The sequence below is a fragment of the Actinokineospora cianjurensis genome (assembly GCF_003663795.1).
GTDB classification, from domain to species: domain Bacteria; phylum Actinomycetota; class Actinomycetes; order Mycobacteriales; family Pseudonocardiaceae; genus Actinokineospora; species Actinokineospora terrae.
Genome location: NZ_RCDD01000003.1, coordinates 572,653 through 591,967, shown reverse-complemented (window position 1 = coordinate 591,967; position 19,315 = coordinate 572,653). Strand labels below are relative to the sequence as shown.

General features: G+C 70.0%; 17 protein-coding genes and 1 pseudogene. 11 read left to right on the top strand and 7 right to left on the bottom strand.

The features are described 5' to 3' along the window. Positions 1-15: 15 nt before the first annotated feature. The 3 genes from CLV68_RS22270 to CLV68_RS33480 all read left to right on the top strand — a co-directional run bounded on the left by CLV68_RS22270 (position 16) and on the right by CLV68_RS33480 (position 3,563). Positions 16-2,025: a pentapeptide repeat-containing protein gene (locus CLV68_RS22270; protein ID WP_121392820.1), complete on the top strand. Its 2,010-nt coding sequence runs from the start codon at positions 16-18 to the stop codon at positions 2,023-2,025. Between the two features lie 232 nt (positions 2,026-2,257). Beyond that, complete coding sequence (locus CLV68_RS22265; protein WP_147460117.1) at positions 2,258-2,788, top strand: hypothetical protein; 531 nt, start codon at positions 2,258-2,260, stop codon at positions 2,786-2,788. A 586-nt stretch (positions 2,789-3,374) separates the two neighbouring features. Further along, entirely contained in the window at positions 3,375-3,563 is a 189-nt protein-coding gene (locus tag CLV68_RS33480; RefSeq protein ID WP_147460116.1) for a hypothetical protein, read from the top strand. A gap of 647 nt (positions 3,564-4,210) precedes the next feature. On the opposite strand, the gene CLV68_RS33475 is transcribed toward CLV68_RS33480, so the two are convergent. Continuing rightward, entirely contained in the window at positions 4,211-4,408 is a 198-nt protein-coding gene (locus CLV68_RS33475) for a hypothetical protein (protein ID WP_147460115.1), read from the bottom strand. 753 nt (positions 4,409-5,161) lie between these two features. Between CLV68_RS33475 and CLV68_RS22260 the strand changes: the two genes are divergently transcribed. The 7 genes from CLV68_RS22260 (at position 5,162) to CLV68_RS22220 (ending at position 12,734) form a co-directional block, all read left to right on the top strand. After that, positions 5,162-5,881, top strand: coding sequence for a hypothetical protein (locus tag CLV68_RS22260; protein ID WP_147460114.1), 720 nt, complete (start codon positions 5,162-5,164; stop codon positions 5,879-5,881). Positions 5,882-6,386: 505 nt separating this feature from the next. Continuing rightward, a complete protein-coding gene (locus CLV68_RS22250; RefSeq protein WP_170224523.1) occupies positions 6,387-8,114 on the top strand; it encodes a hypothetical protein in 1,728 nt (575 codons plus the stop codon). Positions 8,115-8,913: 799 nt separating this feature from the next. After that, a complete protein-coding gene (locus CLV68_RS22240; RefSeq protein WP_147460113.1) occupies positions 8,914-9,768 on the top strand; it encodes a Scr1 family TA system antitoxin-like transcriptional regulator in 855 nt (284 codons plus the stop codon). Further along, positions 9,765-9,974: a DUF397 domain-containing protein gene (locus tag CLV68_RS22235; RefSeq protein ID WP_246010045.1), complete on the top strand. Its 210-nt coding sequence runs from the start codon at positions 9,765-9,767 to the stop codon at positions 9,972-9,974. The genes CLV68_RS22240 and CLV68_RS22235 overlap by 4 nt, the downstream gene beginning before the upstream one ends. Positions 9,975-10,416: 442 nt before the next feature. After that, positions 10,417-10,713, top strand: a complete 297-nt coding sequence (locus CLV68_RS33470; protein ID WP_147460112.1) for a hypothetical protein — start codon at positions 10,417-10,419, stop codon at positions 10,711-10,713. Positions 10,714-10,850: 137 nt separating this feature from the next. Beyond that, complete coding sequence (locus tag CLV68_RS22225; RefSeq protein WP_121392812.1) at positions 10,851-11,978, top strand: hypothetical protein; 1,128 nt, start codon at positions 10,851-10,853, stop codon at positions 11,976-11,978. Between the two features lie 372 nt (positions 11,979-12,350). Further along, positions 12,351-12,734, top strand: coding sequence for a DUF7674 family protein (locus tag CLV68_RS22220; protein ID WP_121392811.1), 384 nt, complete (start codon positions 12,351-12,353; stop codon positions 12,732-12,734). Between the two features lie 1,161 nt (positions 12,735-13,895). Here CLV68_RS22220 and CLV68_RS22210 read toward each other — a convergent pair. Continuing rightward, positions 13,896-14,265: pseudogene (locus CLV68_RS22210) on the bottom strand (NAD-dependent DNA ligase LigA); the annotation flags it as partial. 190 nt (positions 14,266-14,455) lie between these two features. On the opposite strand from CLV68_RS22210, the gene CLV68_RS22205 reads away from it, so the two are divergent. Continuing rightward, positions 14,456-14,989 carry an NUDIX domain-containing protein gene (locus CLV68_RS22205; RefSeq protein ID WP_246010044.1) on the top strand — a complete coding sequence of 178 codons (534 nt, stop codon included), beginning with the start codon at positions 14,456-14,458 and terminating at the stop codon, positions 14,987-14,989. A 9-nt stretch (positions 14,990-14,998) separates the two neighbouring features. Here CLV68_RS22205 and CLV68_RS22200 read toward each other — a convergent pair whose 3' ends face one another. From CLV68_RS22200 to CLV68_RS35385, 5 genes are read right to left on the bottom strand one after another with little or no spacing between them, the layout of a single operon-like run. Continuing rightward, positions 14,999-15,730 (bottom strand): nucleoside/nucleotide kinase family protein, encoded by a 732-nt coding sequence (locus tag CLV68_RS22200; RefSeq protein ID WP_170224522.1) that lies wholly within the window; start codon positions 15,728-15,730, stop codon positions 14,999-15,001. Between the two features lie 44 nt (positions 15,731-15,774). After that, positions 15,775-16,428: a 3'-5' exonuclease gene (locus CLV68_RS22195; protein WP_211346716.1), complete on the bottom strand. Its 654-nt coding sequence runs from the start codon at positions 16,426-16,428 to the stop codon at positions 15,775-15,777. Further along, entirely contained in the window at positions 16,410-17,468 is a 1,059-nt protein-coding gene (locus tag CLV68_RS22190) for a DegT/DnrJ/EryC1/StrS family aminotransferase (RefSeq protein WP_121392809.1), read from the bottom strand. The genes CLV68_RS22195 and CLV68_RS22190 overlap by 19 nt, the downstream gene beginning before the upstream one ends. Further along, complete coding sequence (locus CLV68_RS22185) at positions 17,465-18,496, bottom strand: radical SAM protein (RefSeq protein ID WP_121392808.1); 1,032 nt, start codon at positions 18,494-18,496, stop codon at positions 17,465-17,467. Before CLV68_RS22185 ends, CLV68_RS22190 begins: the two co-directional genes overlap by 4 nt. Then, entirely contained in the window at positions 18,480-19,199 is a 720-nt protein-coding gene (locus CLV68_RS35385; protein WP_246010043.1) for a hypothetical protein, read from the bottom strand. The genes CLV68_RS22185 and CLV68_RS35385 overlap by 17 nt, the downstream gene beginning before the upstream one ends. Positions 19,200-19,315 lie beyond the last annotated feature (116 nt).

Sequence of the window (19,315 nt, the reverse complement as noted above, 5' to 3'; positions counted from 1 at the left end):
GCCTACAACTGCCCGATGCCCGACACCACCGCCGCACCCGAGGTCACCCCCGACTGGCCCACCTGCACCACAGAACAGGGCTGTATCGGTCGACGAATAGACAGCTTCGACGCCTGCCTAGCCCACCTGAACGACGACGACCTCGACACCGCCCTGGCCAGCTACACCCCCGGCGCCGACGTGGACCTCCGCGGCACCTCCTTGACCCCGAAGTTGATCGCCCGCCTGCTCGCAGTCATGTCCCCGAAATCCCTGGTCGACCGCCCCGCCCGCCCTCGCGTAGGCCGCGCGGACTTTCAACATTGCCGCTTCACGCCCCCTCCTGCACCTCACACAAGCTCGGACAGTGCCGCCGACTTCCGCAGCGTGACCTTCGCCGAGCGCGCCAACTTCTTCGGCTCGACCTTCACCAGGGGCGCCGACTTCAGCGGCGCGACCTTCACCAAGGGCGCCAACTTCTTCGGCTCGACCTTCACCAGGGGCGCCGACTTCAGCGGCGCGACCTTCACCGAGAGCGCCGACTTCAGCGGCGCGACCTTCACCTGGGTCGCCAACTTCCGCAGCGCGACCTTCACCAAGGGCGCCGACTTCAGCGGCGCGACCTTCACCTGGGGCGCCGACTTCCGCAGCGCGACCTTCACCTGGGGCGCCGACTTCAGCGGCGCGACCTTCACCTGGGGCGCCGACTTCTTCGGCGCGACCTTCACCTGGGGCGCCGACTTCCGCGGCGCGACCTTCACCGGGGGCGCCAACTTCATCGGCGCGACCTTCACCAGGAGCGTCGACTTCCGCAGCGCGACCTTCACCGGCAGCGTCGACTTCCGCGACGCGACCTTCTGCACGGGGGTAGTGCGGGGGTTGTTGGTGGCGAATCGGTTCGTGCTGGATGGTGCGCGGTTCGAGCAGCACAGCATCGTCGAGGTAGCGGCGGGGGAGTTCTCTGCGGTCGGGGCGCGTTTCGATGGTGGGGTGGAGCTGCGGGTGGGCTATGCCCAGGTCAGTTTGCGGCGGGCGTTTTTCGGTGCCCCCTCCTCCCTGACCGGGCTACCGGCACCCTTCGCCTCGAGTGAGGCGCCTCGTGGTGTCACGCCGGGGCAGGTCCGTGTGTGGGTGGCTGAGCGGGTTGGTGTCGGGCGGTCGGTTCGGCGGGGCGGGGTTGAGGAGTGGGTGCCGCGGTTGTTGTCGGTGCAGGAAACCGATGTGGCGCAGTTGACCGTGGCCGATGTGGACTTGAGTGGGTGTCGCTTCGCAGGCGCTCATCATCTCGACGAGTTGCGGGTGGAAGGGGTGGCGCCCTTCAATCGGCCGCCGGGGGGGTGGCGGGTGGGGTGGGCGTGGCCGCCGGTGTGGCGGTGGTCCGAGCGGCGAGTGCTGGCCGAGGAGCGCCTGTGGCGTGCCCAGCACCGCAAGCATGGTGGCTGGTCCGAAGAACTTCCCGACCTGCACCCGGAGATGTCGACGTTGTGGGTGGGGCCGGAGCGGTTGGCGGTGCTCTACCGGTCGTTGCGTAAGGCGTTCGAGGACAACAAGAACGAAGCCGGGGCCGGGGACTTCTACTACGGGGAGATGGACGCCCGCCGTCACGCCCCCTCCACCAGCCGCGCCGAACGCCTGGTCCTGACCGCGTACTGGTTGGTGTCCGGGTACGGGCAACGCGCCGGCCGCGCCCTGGCCCTGCTGGTGGCCACCGTCGGGGTCCTGTTCGCGCTGCTCACCACCTACGGCCTGCCCGACAATAGCGCCACGCAGCAGGTCATCGTCCCCGCCGCCCCGACGGCCGGGCAGGTGTCGACGGGCGTGCTGGAGGTCAGGCCCGCCCCGACAGCGCTACCACCGGCGGGGCAGCGCTGGACCGCCGACCGCGCGGGCAAGGCGATCCGCGTCGTGCTCGGGTCGGTGGTCTTCCGCGACACCGACCAACGCCTCACCCCGGCGGGGGTGTGGACGGTCATGGCCGGTCGCGCGCTCGGACCGCTGCTGCTGGCGTTGGCGGCCCTGGCGATCCGGGCCCGCGTTAAACGCTGACGGGATGTAGACCGCAGCATCCCTGCGCCACCGTCCTGGAAAGCCTTGGTGCGTATCGCCACGAAGGCGACCGACCAAGGCTGATATCCCGATCGACGCTGAAGCCCGCTCTTGCGGCCGCGTCGAGGGAGGACGGCACGGCTAGCCCAACGTCATCAACATTGATGTTGACGATGTCGTGCCGGTCTCCTAATGTCGTCAACATCAATGTTGATGACGTTAGGAGATGGTGATGGGGTACTCCCCGGGGTGGTCCTGGCACAGCACGAACATCGACGGCGCCACGATCAACTGGGTGACCGAGGGCAAGCCGCGGGCGGACGAGGGCAGGGTGGCCAGCGTGCTGGACTCGGGTTCTTCCGCACCGGCGCGGCGGGTCCTGCGCGACGGCACGATCGAGGCGTTGGGGGACAGCGCCCGGGGGTTGACGGTGTTCGGCAGCTACGTCGGTGATCGCCCCGGCCCGGTGGGGGTCGGGGAGTTTCTGCCGGAGTACGCGGAGTTGATGCGCCGCTTCGCCCGGGGCGAGGGGATCACCCACCATTACGTCACCAGCCGGGGGGCGGAACCGTTGCTGGATATGGAGATGTTCGCCGCGCGTCGCGGCCTGACCTATCGGACCGTGCGCAGCTACCGCTCACGCGGACTGCTGCCCGCGCCCGACGCGATGCGCGGCCGCAGCCCCCAGTGGAACACCTCCACCGCGGACGCGTGGACCCCTCCCGGCCCGGGGCGCGGCGCGCGCACGGACCTGACCGGCTGAACCGGGGCCCGACACGAACGAGGCCCCAGGACGACGAACGTCCTGGGGCCTCGTCACGACATCGAAGTGCTTCTGCACCGCAAAGGCACGACATGTTGAGATCCACGCACCCGACCGGAGTCGGGTACTCGCCTGGCGGTGAACCGCCGGCGCTAGGCCACCTGGAGACCAAGCGGCGACCACCACCATAGCGCATCGCGCTGGGTGGCCACCTGCCGCCACAGCTCGTCCAGCTCGTCCAGCGTGGTGCGGGCTCGCCCTGCTGACCCTGTTGCGCGAGAGCCAGGCCCAGGCCGAGGTCAGCTGCGCGCCTTCGCCTGTCGTGCACGATGACCACCCGTTGTGCCCTGCTGTGGCGGGTACCGGTTCCCTAGCGTGGTCGGCATGTCCGGTCGCCGCCCAGCGCGCCGTGTTCGGCGCGGGAGGGGTGTCGGGTGCCGGGGACGTCGAGTGAAAGGGGGTCAGGCCAGTACGCTGTGCCGAAGATCGTCTGCACGCGCATCGTCGTGGGACTCCCGGGGGGAGCCGCACGATCCAGGCTTCCCCGGTCACCGCGCCGTCACGCGGATGAGGGGAAGGTGCGTTCATGACGAACGCAGGGACGGCGCCATGGTTCTGGGGAGGAGATCCCAGGATCCTGGCGGTGGTCTTGGCAGCGTTGGTGATGTTGGGGTTCTTCGTCGAGAGCTTGGCGAGCCCCAACCCACTGGCACTCGCCAAGCTGCTCGTCTCGACGGTGGTCCTCTACGTCACGCTTTGGTCGGCTACGTCGTAGAGATCCACCACAGCGGCCGGGTTGGGTGCTACGCACCCGCCCGGCCGTTCTGCCATCTAGGTCCAGCCACGATCACCCGATCGTGTCGGGTGTTCCACGGTCTATCCCATCGTATCGCCATCTCCTCGCGCTGGGACACACCGTCGCCCCTGTTTCTGACGTGTCGGAGGCGTGGCCTGCCTGGATGCCATCCCCTGGTCACCCGATGGTTTCGGCCCGTCCCCACAGCTGGATCGAAACGACGGTCAGTCGTCGGAGTGTGACGGTGCGCGACTGGCAGGAGGAGGACACGGTCGCGCGGGTGGCGAGGCTGATCGCCGCCCACCACGCCCGCCCGCCGAGGATGAAGAAGGAAGAAGGAGAAGCCGGGCGGCTTCTGGTGCTACGGCGCTGGCGAGTCTGAGACCGACCCGACCCCGCACCGGGTCGATCCCCGAGGAGGCGCTCTATGGCCCACGGCTCGTCATGGCGGGGCGGGCAGCCGTTCCGGCGGAGGACTTCCCAGGAGGGTAGGACGGCTGTGGGGTCGTCGACCTCGAAGAACACCGCGGCCTAGCCCTGGTCGAGGTCGTCCAGCCAGACCACGTCACGAACGGTGGTCTCCGGTCGTTGCCACAAACACCGTGCGGGGTTGCCCCTGCGTCGCGTCAGGGGGCGACGTCGAGCCGCATGGCCGCCATCGCGACGGGGCGGGCGGTGGCGACGTCGCGCGTGCCCAGCACGTAGTACCCCGAGCGGGCACCCTCCAGCCCGTACACCATGGCGGCCCGGACATAGGTGGGTTGTACCGGCGCCCGTTCGGGCGCGTGATCACCGGCGGGCGGATGGCCACCGGGCTGTTCCACCAAGCACACCCCGGCGCGCGCCAGCCACAAGCATCGACCGCTACGCCGGGCGAAGTAAGGCCGGGCGAATCGGCTGCGGCCGGGCTTCTCTCCGAGAAAGCTCGGGGTCACCCAGGCCCGTCCTTCGCCGTACGAGACCCCGGAATGTCGAGGCTCACCGCACGCCCGCGCGTCAGCTTCGTTGCCCTGGGCGTGGCTCGTGCCTGAATAGCCAGGGGTGAGGGGTCAGCCCGGCGGGTCGCCAGCGGGGTTCAGTTCGGGGAGCACGCGGTGCTCTAGCGCCCACCGCGTGCGCACCGCCCGCATCTAGTCGAGCACCCAGGTCAAGTGCGGCGGCCAAGGCCACGAGGGTGACCCCGCCGAGCACGATCGCGCACACGGCCAACACACCGGACTCGCCCTGAGGGCCGGGCTTTGACGTGGAACCAGGCATTCGACCATGATCGCCCCGCCGCGACCACAGTGTGGCGCCTTGCACGATTAGCGGCGATAACGTTGTGCTCCACCGGTTCGGCAGCGGTCGGTGGACCATGATGCTCGTGCCTACCGACCCGAGCCGTGTCGGGCCGGGCTTTCTGCCCAGACCCGCACGCGGTGTGCGCGCCGCAGGGTGCGCGCTTCACCTTGAACTCCCTGAGCGAGTTGTTGGGGTGGATGCCGCGAGTCCGTTGCGACGAATGGGTGGAGCACGTCGTGCGCTGTGCAGGGACGCCCCGCGGGGACGACGCTGGAGTCACGACGAGGGGGGCGGCGATGGCATTCAACGAGCCGAACAGTCCGTACACCAACGACCCGCAACAAGGGGGACCACCGGACGTGCCCCCGGTGGCTCCTCTCGTCCCCCCTGCCCCTTATCCGCAGCCCGTACCGGCGGCTCTCCCGCCCCGCTACCTCGATTCGGATCCCGCTCCGGGGCAGAGGGTTCCCTGGCCGGAGCCCAGCGATGAGGACGAGTCTTCGTGGGGCGCGGGCATCCCGCTGGGCCTGCTCCTGCTCGCCATCTCCAGCGGGTTGCTGTGGTTCGAGCATGGAGTGGCGTTGCCGGAGACCAGGGCGGTGCTGGACTTCGTCCTGCTCGGTGCGTGGTCTCCTGGCCGCACGGGCGGCGGCGGAACACTACGCCTGGTCGTCGTGGTGATTACCCTCATCGTCTTCGGGGTGCTCACCTTGGTGCGGTTCTGGTTCATTAGGGCCAGGGCGCGAGCGGAGCACGAACCCGGTCGGCCGATCGCGATCCTCTGCCTGACCCTCGCCAGGACCTTCCTGATCACCGAGGCGGTCGCGATCTTCTTCCACGCCGACCGACTCAACGACCCATCAGAGCAGGGGTGGCTGCTGTTCGGGACCCCGATAGGTAGGCCGCCGAGCGGCTGGACCTCGTTCGCTTCCACGTGGCTGCTCTGGATCATCATCGCGATAGTCGTAGTCGGCATGACACTCAACTCGACCGCACGTGCCATTCGGCGTCGATGAACCGCAACGGCTGACGCGACGACCCCCAGCACCGGCCGGGGTATCGGTGCTGGGGGTCGTCCGGGATGCCGGACCGCCCCTGGGGGGAGGTGTCAATCGGGCGTGTCTTCGGCCGGGTTCAGCTCGGGGAGCACGTGGTGCTCTAGCGCCCACGGGTGCGGACCGCCCTGGTTGGCCACCAAGGTCAAGTTCCTCCGCCTGCCTACTCCAACCGGGCCCCATTCGCGCCAGAAACGCGGCACACGCCGCTAGGCTATTCGGGGCCGGATCGGGCGGACGGCGACACGTTGGTGCGGACCGGGTTTCTCTGGTTGGAGGTCACCGGCCGGTGCCAGTTGACCTGTGCTCACTGCTACGCGGGGTCCGGGCCGCGCCTGATGCTCTACCCGCACACACACGGCGCGCCTTGGGACATACGAGTGGCTATGGCAGACCTGCGAACCCGGTGGAATGGGCCTGAAGCCAGGTGGTCCCAGTGTTCGCGCTGTCGGTGTGGAGGTGGACCATGGTCGAAAGACCGAGGGGCGAGAGGCTGGAGCGCGGATCGGTGCGGGTGCGGTGGGACGAGTTGGCGGAGTCGCCGCGCAAGGCCGAGATGTTGTTCGACTTGGTCATGCACGCCGCCTATCCGGGCCGGGTGCGCACGGTCAACGGGGCCGGTGGCGACGGGGGCGTCGACGCCTGGGTCGCCGATGAGCGGCGTGCCCTGGAGTTCAAGAGTTTCACCCGGCTCGGGTCGTCCCAGCGCAGGCAGGTGATCAAGTCCTTGGGCCGGGCGGCGCGCCGGGAACCGGCGTCGTGGACGTTGGTGGCCCCGGTGCACCCGACACCCGGTGACCTGGCGTGGTTCGAGAGGTTGCGTGAACGGGTTCCGTTTGCGCTGCAGTTCCATGACGTGAGGTGGCTGGAATCGCAGCTCGTGCAGAGTCCCGGCATCGCCCGGTACGTGCTCACCACACCCGAGTACGAGGTGGTGACCGCGTTGCGGGAACTGCGTGCTGAGCAGGCCGCCCTGCTCGGCGGGGTCCCGGACCTGGTGGCGCGGCTGGCGGCGATGGGGCGTCGGGTCGAGGAGGCGTCGCCGATCTGGGGTGTCGACTTCGCCTGGCTCGATGGGCGAGCGGCGGTCACCGTGCGACCCAGACCCACCGCGCCGCCACAGCACATCACGGTCCACTGCGACCCGGCCGCGGATGACCCCGACGGCGAACAGCTCACGGCCGCGGTGACGGACGCGATCGGCTACGGCAGCGGGCTCGTGCTCGAGCCGGGCCGGATCACGCGTGTGGACAACGCCGCCCTGGCCGCGCTGGGCCTGCCGTGGGAGCAGGTGGGCATGCGCCTGCCGGAGCGGCGCGTCGGAACCGGGTTCCCGAGACCGGCGACCCTGCGCCCGCGCGACGCCGAGGACCGGTTCGGGCGGCCGCTGAGGCTGAGCCTGACCCACGCCACCGTCGGCGAGCGCGGCATGGTGGTCCACGGCCGCGACACCACCGGTGTGTTGACCGTCCAGCTCCGGCTCGACCAGCCGCCCACCGCCGACCCGGGCGACGGGATCACCGTCGGTCTGGCACTGCGATTCGCCCTAGGCGAACTAGACCCGGGCGACGTCGTGGATCCGGAGGTGTTGCTACGTACCGTCGAGGCGCTCGACGTGCTCGACCACGCGCCCGGTATGGCGATCACCCTCGCCGACACCGACCCGATCCCGCTCGACCCCGCCCACCGTGTTCCCACCGAGGAGTTCAGCGCACTGGCCGTGGCCGTGCGGGACGTGGTGCTCATCGGCGACGAACTCGGGGTAGTGCTTCCCATGCCCGCGGCCTGCGCGCCGCGGCACCGACACACGGTCGCGTTCCTGGCGGGCTGGCTGCGCGGTGAGCAGGTGCCGCTGCCCCGCGAGGTCGTGGCCTGCCACCAGCACAGCAACCCGGACGAGGCGCGCGCCTACCTCGACTACCTCACCAGCGACCATGGCGCGCGCCTCGACCTCGGGCTCACCGGCTTGGCTGTCACGGTCGCCGAGGTCACCATCCCGGTCCACCCGCTGCACGTGGGTATCAGCCGGGCCCGGCTCCGCGATCCTGACGAGATCCGCGCGGCGTTGGCCAACGGCGACCGCATCATCACCATCGAGATCATCCCCGCACCCGACGCCGTGGTGACCGGCTGCCGCACACCGCCGACGCCTCACGTGGCATCGGTCGAGGACGGACAACCCGAGGACACCTGACAGCCGCCGCGACGCCGGGGATGCGGGCGTGGCGAAGTACGGCCCGTCGGCGAGGTGCCCAACGCGCCGTGGCCCGGTGTGGTGGTCGCGGTTGCTCTGAGGAAGTCCCGCAGGCGGTGCGGGCGCTGCGCCGCGGTTGGACAGGAACGCCTCGGCTCGGGTGGGGGCGAGCACGGCCGCATGGTCGGCGATGCCAGCGGCGTACTTGCTGATCGCGGCGTTCACGCGTCCCCGCGGTGCCGATGGTGGTCGGGCGTGCTCGGTCAGCGTGTCGGTTGTTGGGGGCGGCGGTGTCGACCGGAGTTCATGGTGGGGATGCGGCGGAGGCCGTGGAGGACCCTGCCCATGAGCGCGAGGCTGGGGGCGTCGTGGGGCCAGGGGAGCGGGATGGGGGCGGGTTGGTCCCGGAGGGGGAACACCGCTTCCATGATGAGGCGGCTGCAGTCCGCGCAGGTCCCCGCGGCGACGGTGGGGCGTTGTCGCCATAAGTGGGTGACGGGGTGGCCGCACCAGCCGCTGGTGTCCCCAAGGCGGACGGCGTGGGCCGGCCCGACATCGAGGTCCTGGCGGCGGTTGGTGCCCCAGCACACCGCGATCGATGATCGCCGGGGCGTGAGGGCGCCCTGGTGCGGTTCGGCTGTGGTGGGGTCGGGGTGTCGACCGGTGATCATCGCGGGTGCCCTGCTTCTCTAGACTGCGCGTCGACCATGCCACCCACAGTACGTAGGAATTCCTATTTCCTGCTGAGCTGTCCGGGTGAAGCTGTGTGGGTGTGGCGGGGAGGAAGGTGGTGGCGGACATGGCGGTCACGCAGACGGTTCCGCAGGTCATGCTGCTGCACGCCCTGGCCAAGCTCAAGGACACCGCCGCTCGTGGCGATGCCGAGGTGGCCCGGGCGCTGGGGTGGCAGACCTCGAAGGTGAACCGGTTGCGCACCGGCCAGTCTCGGATCACCCCGGACGACGCCCGCGCGCTCGCCACCGCGTACGGGGCGTCGGCCGAGCACGCCGAGACCCTGACCGGGCTGGCGCGCGCGGCGGGGGCGCGCAGCGTGCACCAGGAGATGTTCCCGGCGCCGTTCCGGTTGATGATCGACCTGGAGGAACGCGCGGGTCATCTGCGCCAGTACCAGACCGAGACCGTGCCCGGTCTGCTGCAGACCGTGACCTACCGGCTGGCGCTGGAGGCAGGCGCGGGGGTCGTCACCGGCGGCGACCTCGTCGCCCACAGCGTGCGTCAACGCCAGGCCCTGCTCACCCGCGACGATCCGCCGCGAGTGGAGTTCGTGCTTTCTGAGTCGTGCCTGCGACGCGTTCGCGGCGGCCCCGAGGTCATGGCCGACCAGCTACGTGCGCTGCTCGACGTCGCCGCCCTGGAGCGAGTGGACCTGCGGGTGCTGCCGTTCGATGCCGCGTCCGCGCCGTTCGCCTCACTCGGCTACAGCGTCGTGCACGTCCCCGGCCGCGACGAGGTCGACCCTCTCACCGTGGTCTACGTCGAACAGGCCGGCGACGCCCACTACCTGCGCGACCCACACCGCGTCCGCGCCCACACAGAGCTGTTCGCCCGCCAGCAGAGCAACGCTCTGTCCCCCCAGGACACGAGGCGTGTCCTGCACGCCATCGTCGACGATTACGACAAGGACTCCCGGTGACCATCGCTTTGTCTCCGAGGTGGCGCAAAGCCACTGCCAGCCAGCCGACCGAGGCCTGCGTCGAAATCGCCCACCTTCCTGGGGCTGTGGGGATCCGCGACAGCAAGACCAGTCCCACCGGCCCGATCCTGCGCCTGCCCGCCCCGGCGCTGCCCGCGCTGCTGGAACATCTCACCCCCGACGACCGGCGCTTAGCCTCCGCCTGACGCTGAACTCCATGTGTGTTGACAGCGTTGATGGTGGTGCGCATGGAGAAAGACCCGCCGATAGCCATCCCCCGAAGCCTCCTAGGGCTCACCACGCCTCTGCTGCGCGGCGGCAGGCTCTGGACGGTTCCCGTCCTGGATGAGCTCGCCCCACAGGACCGACTGGTCGACGACCTTCCATGCTCCGCTTCTTGCCCCTGGCCCCCGGCCGAGCTTGCTCGCCCGACATCGGCCTCGGTGATCACCCTATCGGTGTTGGCGAAAGCCGAGAGAATTGTGTTGTTCTGAAACGCATTTACCGAATAGATCGACCGTCGAAGCGACGTTGCCGGGACCGCCGGCACCACTCCCAGCCACTGGACGCACGAGCTAGTCTCTGCTGATCGGTCGAAGGAACGGGCATCCATCCGGCTCTGGATCGATGGCCTGTAGCGTTGTCGAGGTGAGCATGGACATGGCGGTCGATCAGGCCGTTGGTCAACTCGCTCAGGCCCTCCTGCGCGCCCATCGGGGACACGACGAGCAAGCAGCCGTGGATGTGCTATCTGCGCCGGTGCGATCAGCGCCGACGCGGCTCATCGTTGGCCCGGCAACACCCACCTCGCTTTCGCGGATCGATGTGCGGTCGGTGACGGTGTGTCGAGGCCCGGTGCCCGAAGAGACCGCAGGATCGCTCTCGCAGCCGTATGGCTCGGCCGTCCGATGCATCGCCGAATCCCCCTTGGTGGACCGGCTTTAGGGACTGCACCACCGACCCTGCGCCCACACTCGGCCGTGAGCAGACGGGGTCGGTGACGCTCTCGGGCGCGACAATGGGAGCATCCCAGCATGGAGGAGATGTGTGCGGTCGTTCCGGGGGATCCACATCGCGGGGACATGGGGCTCGACCCACAGGCGCTGTTCTCGCCGACGGTGCCTTCGCCGCTGCACTTCGCGGTGCTGGTGCGGTTGGATGACAACCACGGGTCCACGGCCAAGCTGACCAGCGAGCTCGCGCGGGAGTTCGAGGCGCTGGGGTGGTGCACCGCAGCCGAGTACACCGCGGTGACCCGAGAGTTGATCGCCAGCGGTGTGGTGGAGGGTGTGCGCCTGCGGGTGAACCCGTTACTGCACTCCAAGGGGTGCGCGCGGTGCGCCGCGCACGAGGAGGTCTACGCCCGGGACCGTCGCGCGCACGAGGAAGCCACGCGGCGCTGGGAGGCCGGGACGGTCGCCTATCCCTACTCCACCTCCACTTCCACGCTGCATCTGCGCGACTGTCAATTCGCCCACGCCCAGCCAGCCCCGTTGGAACCCACCCTGCGAGAGTTCGTTCACTGTCACGACAGCAACCAGCGCCGACTGGTCCTGCCCGGGGAGGCCGTCGAGTTCGAGTGGGAGGAACACGAGCCCGGAGGTCAGTGGTGGGGCCTGCCCTACGGTCCGCCTCCCGGTGATGGCCGCGTCGGCACGCGCCACGGCTCCCGCTGCTTGTCGATCCGGGAGGCACGAGCATGGACACTCGACTCCCGCGGCCGCGGGAGACGGGCGTGGAAGCCGTGCAAGGTGTGTTGGCCGATCGACCCGTTTCTGCTCGACACCGCGGACACCACCGTCTTCTATCGCGCCGACACCGCGCCCGCCGACCGGCTCACCGTGGAAGCCGACGACGGGGACACCACCACGATGCTTCGCCGCCTGACCGCACAGTCCGGAAGGCCGTTCGGCTGGGGCGCCTCGCCCGCGTCCGGGGTGCGGACCGCTGCCGTCACGATCCTGACCGACGCCACAGCAGCCTCGCCCGTCGACGTCGTCGACCTGCCCATCGACGACTTCACCAGCGCCTTCCTGCGGGGGCGCGGGGGCGAGCCGCTGACGATCTCCCGCGCCGACGTCCGGGCCTGGCTGCGTGAGTGGTACCGCACCCACACCGACATCCGTCCACCCGAGGCGCTCACCGTATTGCTCGACCACGACCTCGCCCTGCGCCCGGACACCAACCGGCTGTCGACGTTGCGCAAGTAGAGGTCGCCACCGAACCGGCCGCTCGCCGCCCCTCCCACCACTGCGAGCCGCACCGGGTCGCGTGCCTGTTTCGGGCTGGCCGCTGCTTGTATCCAGGTCGACCGGAGATACTCGGGGTCGGTGATGACGGGATTGGCCGTGGCGACCGCGACCATGCCGGGCCGTGCGGCGGAAGCGAATGCACCCGAACACGGCCGCAGAAGATCTACTTGGCGTGCCTGGGTTTGCCGCGCCACCGCGAAGCACCTATGCGATCCTGCATTGCGCTGCCTTGAGAATCGCTGACGTACAAGCGAAACTGCCCGCGACCGACGATAGTACGGCTGTTATGACCCTTGTTCGGTAAACGAAAGTTGCCTGGAGAGGCATGGGATGATCGAACACGCATGGTTGAGAGAGATCAGCATCGACATCGGGTACGTGCCGAGCTACATGACCGAGGAGCTCCCGGTACCGCAGGCGGGCGAGGCGGCGCAGCACTTCATCGAGGTCTTCGACACCCTAGACCGAGTGGCGGCGCGGAAGGCATTCCGCTTGGTGGAGGACGCGGTGCGGGACGGGAACGAGGAGGAGAAGAATGCAGCTGCGACCGGATTCCTCGAGGCCATACTCCATGCATGGGACGAAGGGTTCGACCTCGAGTCGATCTGGCCGTACGTGGGACCGGAGTCGCGGGAGTATTGCGTCGCATGGAACAGGTTCACCGGGGTCTTCACGCCGGAGTGGATGTGCGCTGTCGGTCAGGAGCCTGGATGAATCGGGCCGGAGTTGGCGATCAGGCGGTATCTCTACCTGAGACGGGGGTGGCCAAGACCGGTTCGGCAGTCGGGTAGCTGGATTGCCAGGCACCGATCCCGTGGAAGACCACTTACCGTGAGGCATGCCCCTCAAGACCGCCTCTTGTGGGTACTTACACGCGGTGCGGCGAGCCCTTCCGTCAGGGCAGGTGACGACGTCCCACGCACAGGCGCGCGGGTACCTCGCATAGACTATGCGGCCATGGGACCCGACTCCCCAACGACACCTAGGTTCTCTGAACTTGCGTCGCAAGTCGGCGAGGCAGTAGACCTACTACGAGGGGAGATCAAACTTGGTAACGACGGCGAGATAGTGAGATGGGCGAACGCGGCTGCCGACACTGTCTTCCGCTTGGCCGAGTCCAGCTCGCACTCCGTAGAGCACGACCAGCTCACATCCAAACTACGAGTTGGCGTCGCCAAGTGCATGGCCTCAACCTGGCGGGCATACGGCGAAGCGGACTCGCAAGCGGTGATTAGCCGCGGTGAGCTGGTGGGGGATGCCGTGGCCAATCTCAGACTCTTCTTGATCGGTCTCAACTAGCCGATCAGTCAGCCTGCTGCCGCAGGCGGCGGCGAACTCCTGACCGCGGGTGTAGCGGACCGCGCACCCACGCCCCGTCCCTTCGGACCAGAAAGCCGTCCTATGGTGGCCTCCTGCCACCGCCCGGATACCAGTGGGATCAACCACGTTCGCATACAACCGGCCGACGGCACCATGGTCAGCGCGGGCGGGCTTTGGCCGGGTTCCTGCCACAGGAAGGAGGCCGGGCTGCGGGAGGCTGTCGAGGTCGATGCTCAGGTGCGCCTCAGGGAGCATGGCGGGCACAGTGATTCCGCTCACCGGTTTGACCGTCACGGTCGCCGGGGTCGCCATTTCGGGTGAACCCTGCACGTCGTCGTCAGCCGTGCGCGGCTCGCAATCCCAGAAGTCGCCCGCGCCATCGCCATCATCCCCACTTCCGATGCCCGCCTGCCGCACGCCGCTGACGCCTTACGCCGAGTCGGTCGATGACCGACAACCCGAGGACTCCTGACAGTCGCCTCGACGCTAGGAATGGGGTCGTGGCGAGTTGGGCCCGTCGGCGAGGACCCCGGCGCGCCGGTGTCCGGTGTGGTCGCCCGCCTTCTCGCACAGGTGTTGAAACACGGGCTTGGGGACCTTCTCGCCGGTACTCGGGTCGTTGATCGCGTCGGTGACCACGACTGGGGACAGGTCGTCCTCGAGCACATCCAACGACACACCGAGCTGGCGCAGGCGCCGCAGTTCGGGGCGCAGTCGGCCCAGGTGCTCGGTCAGCGAGGCGGCGACCCGGGGGCGATGTCCTCGGCCGCGACCAAGCACTCCTCGCCCGCGTCGGCCGCTCCCTCCAGGAGCCGAAACCGGCGCGGCGCAGGCGAGTGGCGGTGCCCTCCGAGGCCATCGTGATGGTCAGGCCGATGAGGGCGCGGCTGGCGGCGATGGAGTCGATCATGCGGGTGGCCGAGATGGACACCGCCAGCGGTGACAAGCCGTGGTGGCAGGGGGTTCCACGCTGGTGGTGGACCGGCTATCACCTGCACCCAGACGGATCACTGGGAGCGCAGCCGACACCGGCGAGGTGAGCGGCCAGGCCAGGCCGGGATGGGCGAACTCGGCCGGTCGTGGGGTATCCCAGGTTGTGCGGCAGGATCCTCGGTGTGACGAAGCTGAAGCACTCCACGGCGTCGACGTTCGTGTTCCACCGTTTCCCGCAGGGGTGGCGGTTGGGGTTGGTGGTTCAGCCGCGTCTGGGGCGGCACATGATCGTGGGTGGGCACGTGGAGGCGGACGAGACGGCCGCGGAGGCAGCGGTTCGGGAGGCGATGGAGGAGTCGGGGTTGGGGGTGCGGTTGGTGCCGGGCCCGGCACCGTTGGTGCCGATGGGGTATCCGCATCCGGCGGTGGTGGCGCCGTGGTGGGTCAACGAGATGCCAGTGCCCGCGGACAACCACCTGGACGTGCCGCATGTGCATATGGATCACCAGTATCTGGCGTTGGCGGAGTCCCTGGTGCCGGAGCGGGAGCCAGCGCACCCGTTCGGCTGGTATGGCGAGGACGAGCTGGCTGGGCTGGAGATGTTCGACGACACCAGGATGTTGGCGGGGGCGTTGTTCCCGATCATCGACGAGCTGATCTCCGCTGGGGACGCGGCGCGGTCGTGGCGGGTGTTGGAGTCGGCGAACCTGGCCTGACCGTGGGTGTCAGCCCGCGTCGAGTGGTGGCGCGGGTGGGCGTGGAGTTGTGTGGGCGATCCACTCGGTGAGCAGGGCGACGGCGGCCACCGGGTTGTGGACGCGTCGGTCGAGCAGCCGTACCCGGTCGGGGTCGGTGGTGGCCAGGTGCTCGAAGAGCCGCACGGCCCGGTTCAGGAGTCGCTGCTCGTCGGCGCTGAAGGGGCGCCGGTCGCGGGTGTGGGCGCGGTCCAGGGCGGTGTCGAGGTCGTCGGTGACGATGACGGTGAGGTCCGGCAGCGGCCGCCAGCGGGTGGTCTCGGCGAGGATTCTGGTGGCGGTGTGTTCGGCGGCGGTGTCGTCGTCGGGGTGCAGGATCGCGGCTTGGTAGGCGGCGGTGGTGTGGGGGCCGCGGCCTTCGATGACGGTGTGCCCGGCGCGGAGCGCGGGCTCGGCGGTGTGGTGGTCGTGGGTTTTGATGGCCAGCAGCAGGGTTTCGGAGCGGGGGTGTCCGCCGCGCAGGAAGTAGTCGCCTCCGGCGGCGGCGCGCAGGGCGGTGAGCAGGGCGCGGCCGAGGTCGGTGGTGCCGGTGCGCGCGGAGAACTCCTCGATCACCCGTGGCGCGGGGAGTCCACGGCTGTTCATCTGCTCGAGGAGGCGGTGGGTGAGGTAGGTCTTGCCGACGCCGTTGACGCCCTCGATCGAGACCAGGGTTCCCCTGGGTGTGCCGGTGCCGGTGCCGGCGGTGGGGGAGGGGATCACGGGGGGCTCCCGGGGATGGTCGGAGCGCGGTGTCTGCTTGGTGGCTAACCGAACAGGCTGGCTTGGTGGGGGCGGGCGGATTCGGGGGTGAGTCCGGCGATCTCGCGCAGGTGCCGCAGGCTGGTCCAGTGGCCGGTGTCGGTCATGCGGCGCAGCAGTTTGGTGGTGAGTCGGACGTCGGCCATGGCGCGGTGTCGGTCCGGGGGGACGGGGATCTGGAGGTGGCGGGTGAGGTTGTCCAGGCCGTGCCCGCCGCCCAGGTCGGGGTAGAGGTCGCGGGCGAGGCGGACGGTGTCGAGTAGCTCGGTGCGGGCCAGTCGCGGGCAGTGGTCGCGCAGCGCGTGCAGCAGGCGGGCCTCGGCGGGGGCGTGGTGGGCCACCAGGACGTAGGGGCCGTCGACGAAGCGGGCGTCGAGGCGGGCCATGACCTCGGCGGCGGGTGCCGCGCTCTCGAGCATGGCCGGGGTGATGCCGGTCTGGCCGATGTCGAAGTCGGTGACGTCGGCGAGGTCGTCGGGGCGGATCAGCTCGGCGTGCCCGGTCCCCGGCTGCCAGTGGCCGTCGCGGGCGCGGACGGCTTGCACGGCGATCTCGATGGGCACCCAGGGGCGGCCGGTGGGGGTGGTGTACTCGAAGTCGATCACCACCAGGGTGATGTCGAGGTCCTGCAGGTCGGCCATCAGTGGCGGGATGTCCATCGGGCCACCTCCCGGGCGATGGTGTCGACGTGGCGGCGGACGCTCGCCTCGTCGTCACGGTGGGTGAGCACGAGGGCCAGTATGCCCTCCAGCACCTCGGCCGCGGTCGCACACCGCGCACCCGTGGCCTCGGTGTCGGCGAGTTGGGGTCGGTGGTCGAGGGGGACGAGTCCGAAGGTGCCGGTGGAGTTGGGCACCCCGCGGGTGGCGAGGTGTTCGGCGAACGCGCGGGGGCGGGGGAGGGTGATGCGTGCCAGGGGCGCGTAGTGGTTGCACCCGGGATCGGCGGGGACCGGTTCCAGGCCCGGCACCTCGGCGAGCAACTGGTGGGCGAGGGTGGTGAGGGCGACGCGGTGGGCCAAGGTGTCGTCGAGGTGGTCGAGTTCGGCGAGTCCGAGGTGGGCGAGGGCAGCGGCGAGCCGGTAGTTGTGCCCGAGCCCGGCGGGTCCGTCGGGGGTGTGGCCGTGGGAGCGGTAGGCGCGGGCGTGCGCGGCGATGGTCGGGTTGTCGGTGGTGAGGAATCCGCCCTCGCCGGTGCGCAGCAGTTTCAGGTCATGGGTGGAGAAGCAGGCGACGTCACCGTGCAGGCCCGCTTGGTGGCTGTCGACGGTGCTGCCCAGGGCCTGGCAGGAGTCGACCACCAGCGGCAACCCGTGGCGGTCGGCGAGGGCGCGGGCCAGCGTCTGGTTCCCGGTCCGTCCCCACAGCTGCACCTGCATGATGGCGGCGGTGCGCGGGGTGGTTTTGGCGGTTGCGTCGTGTGGGTCGAGGTCGCCGTCGGGTAGGCAGTCGACGAACACCGGCCGCGCACCCAGGTGCGCCACGGGGGCGGCGGACATGATCACGGTGAGGGCGGGGACGAGGACCTCGGTGCCGGGGCCGACGCCGAGCGCGGCCAGGGCGCAGTGCAGGGCGGCGGTGCCGCTGGAGACCGCGACGACGTGCTCGACACCGAGCCGCGCGGCCAGCCGCCGCTCATAGATCTCCACCACGGGGTCGGGGGCGGCCGGATGCCCGGTGGGCGCGGTCGGTGTGGTCATGTCGTGCCCGTGAGGGCGGGGAAGTCCATGAGTGGCCACATGCTCACGCAGTCGCGGCTGAACACGCCGCACTCGCGGCCGTCGCCGGTGGGACCCGCGGGGAACAGGTCGGCGGCGGTGGCGGTGGCGATGCTGCGGTGGGTGCCGACGGTGGCGGTGATGCGGTAGGCCGAGGGGCAGTCCCAGACGCTGCCGTCGGGCTGGACGAACGCCAGCCGCGCCCCGCCGAAACTGGACCGGACCGACTGGTGGTGGGTGGTGATGGTGGACGCGATCTGGCGGGTGTAGGCGGGCGCGGGCAACGCCAACCGGTCCCCGAACTCGCGGTGGACGCGGTCGAGGACGGTGGTGACGGTGTCGACGTCCTCGGGACGCAGGCTGAGTTCGGCGTGCAGGGGGTGGTCGTGGGCCAGGGAGATCGGCTGCGGGACGAAGTAGTGGACACCGAGGTCGGCGGCGAACGCGGCTGTGGCGGCCAGGGTGGGCAGGGTGTGGCGGGAGATCACCGTGCAGACCGCGACCCGCGTGTCCGTGTGGGCGGGGTCGTCGAGCAGGGCGCGCAGCCCGGAGACGACGGTGCGCCACCCGTCCTTGTGGTTGCGGGCCGAGCGGTGGGAGTCGTTCACGGCCGGGTCGAGCGAGTCGAGCGACACCGACACCGCCCCCACCGCATGCTCGGCCAGCGTCGCGCGCACGTGGTCGCGGTTGAGCGGGACGCCGTTGGTGCACACCGTGGTCTCGATCCCCGCCTCGCGCAGCAGGCGCAGCACGGTGGGGGTGCCGGTCCAGATCAGCGGTTCGCCCCCGGCGAGGAACACCCGGCCGATGCCGGAATCGCCTGCGGTGGACAGGAACCGGGTGATCGTGGACAAGGGCAGGTCCCCATGGGGCAGGTGACTGAGCTGTCCCGGCTGGGTGGGTGGGGTCTCGCGGTGCTCTTCCAGGGTGCCGAAGTAGCAGTAGTCGCAGGCCAGGTTGCACGGGGAACGCAGCGCCCACAACAAGGTCCGGTCACGACGCGGCGACATGTCCACCTCCGGTGTCGCGGGCGCGCAGCGCCGCAGTGACGATCTTCTCCAGGGCGTCGACGATCTGCTCCTCGGTGCGGTCGCCCCGGTCGAGCACGACGACCCGGCCGGGTTCGGCATCGGCCAGGCGCCGGTAGAGCGCGGTCGCGCGCCGCACCAGGTCCTGTTCGTCGGGGGTGAACGGGGTGCCTTCGCGCATGTGCCAGCGGGCCGCGCAGGCGTCCGGGTCGTCGAGCAGCAGCACCGTCAGATCCGGCAGCGCCACCCACGCCGCCGCGGCCCGGTAGAGCTGCTGCGCCACCGACCAGGCGCGGTCATGGTCGGTGGCGGGGTCGCCGGTGGCGGGGGTGAGGATCACGGCCTGGTAGAGGGCGACGGTGTCGATCCCGCGATCCTCCAGCACCACCGGCGGCGGCGCCGGCAGTGCGTCGACGGCCTCGCGGGCACGGGCCTTGAGCGCGAGCAGCGCGAGGGTCTCGGCGCGCGGGTGCCCGGTGCGCAGGAACCGGTCCCCGCCCGCGCTCAGCGCGGCGACCACCGCGCCGGTGAACGGATCGACGTCGCTGTCGGTGATCTCCTCGAGTAACCGGCACCCCGAGACCCGGGCGGCGACGCTGCGGGCGAGGTGGGTCTTGCCCACACCCTCGGGACCCTCCAACGACACCCACAACGGCCCGGTTGTCACGAGGTCCGCCGCTCGCACACGAACAGCACCTCGCCGGCATGCCCGCCCAGGGCGGTGGAGACCACCGGGCCCAGCAACGCGGCGGGGGCGTGGCGGGCCATCTCCCGGTGCAACGCGGCCGCGCCAGGCCCGAA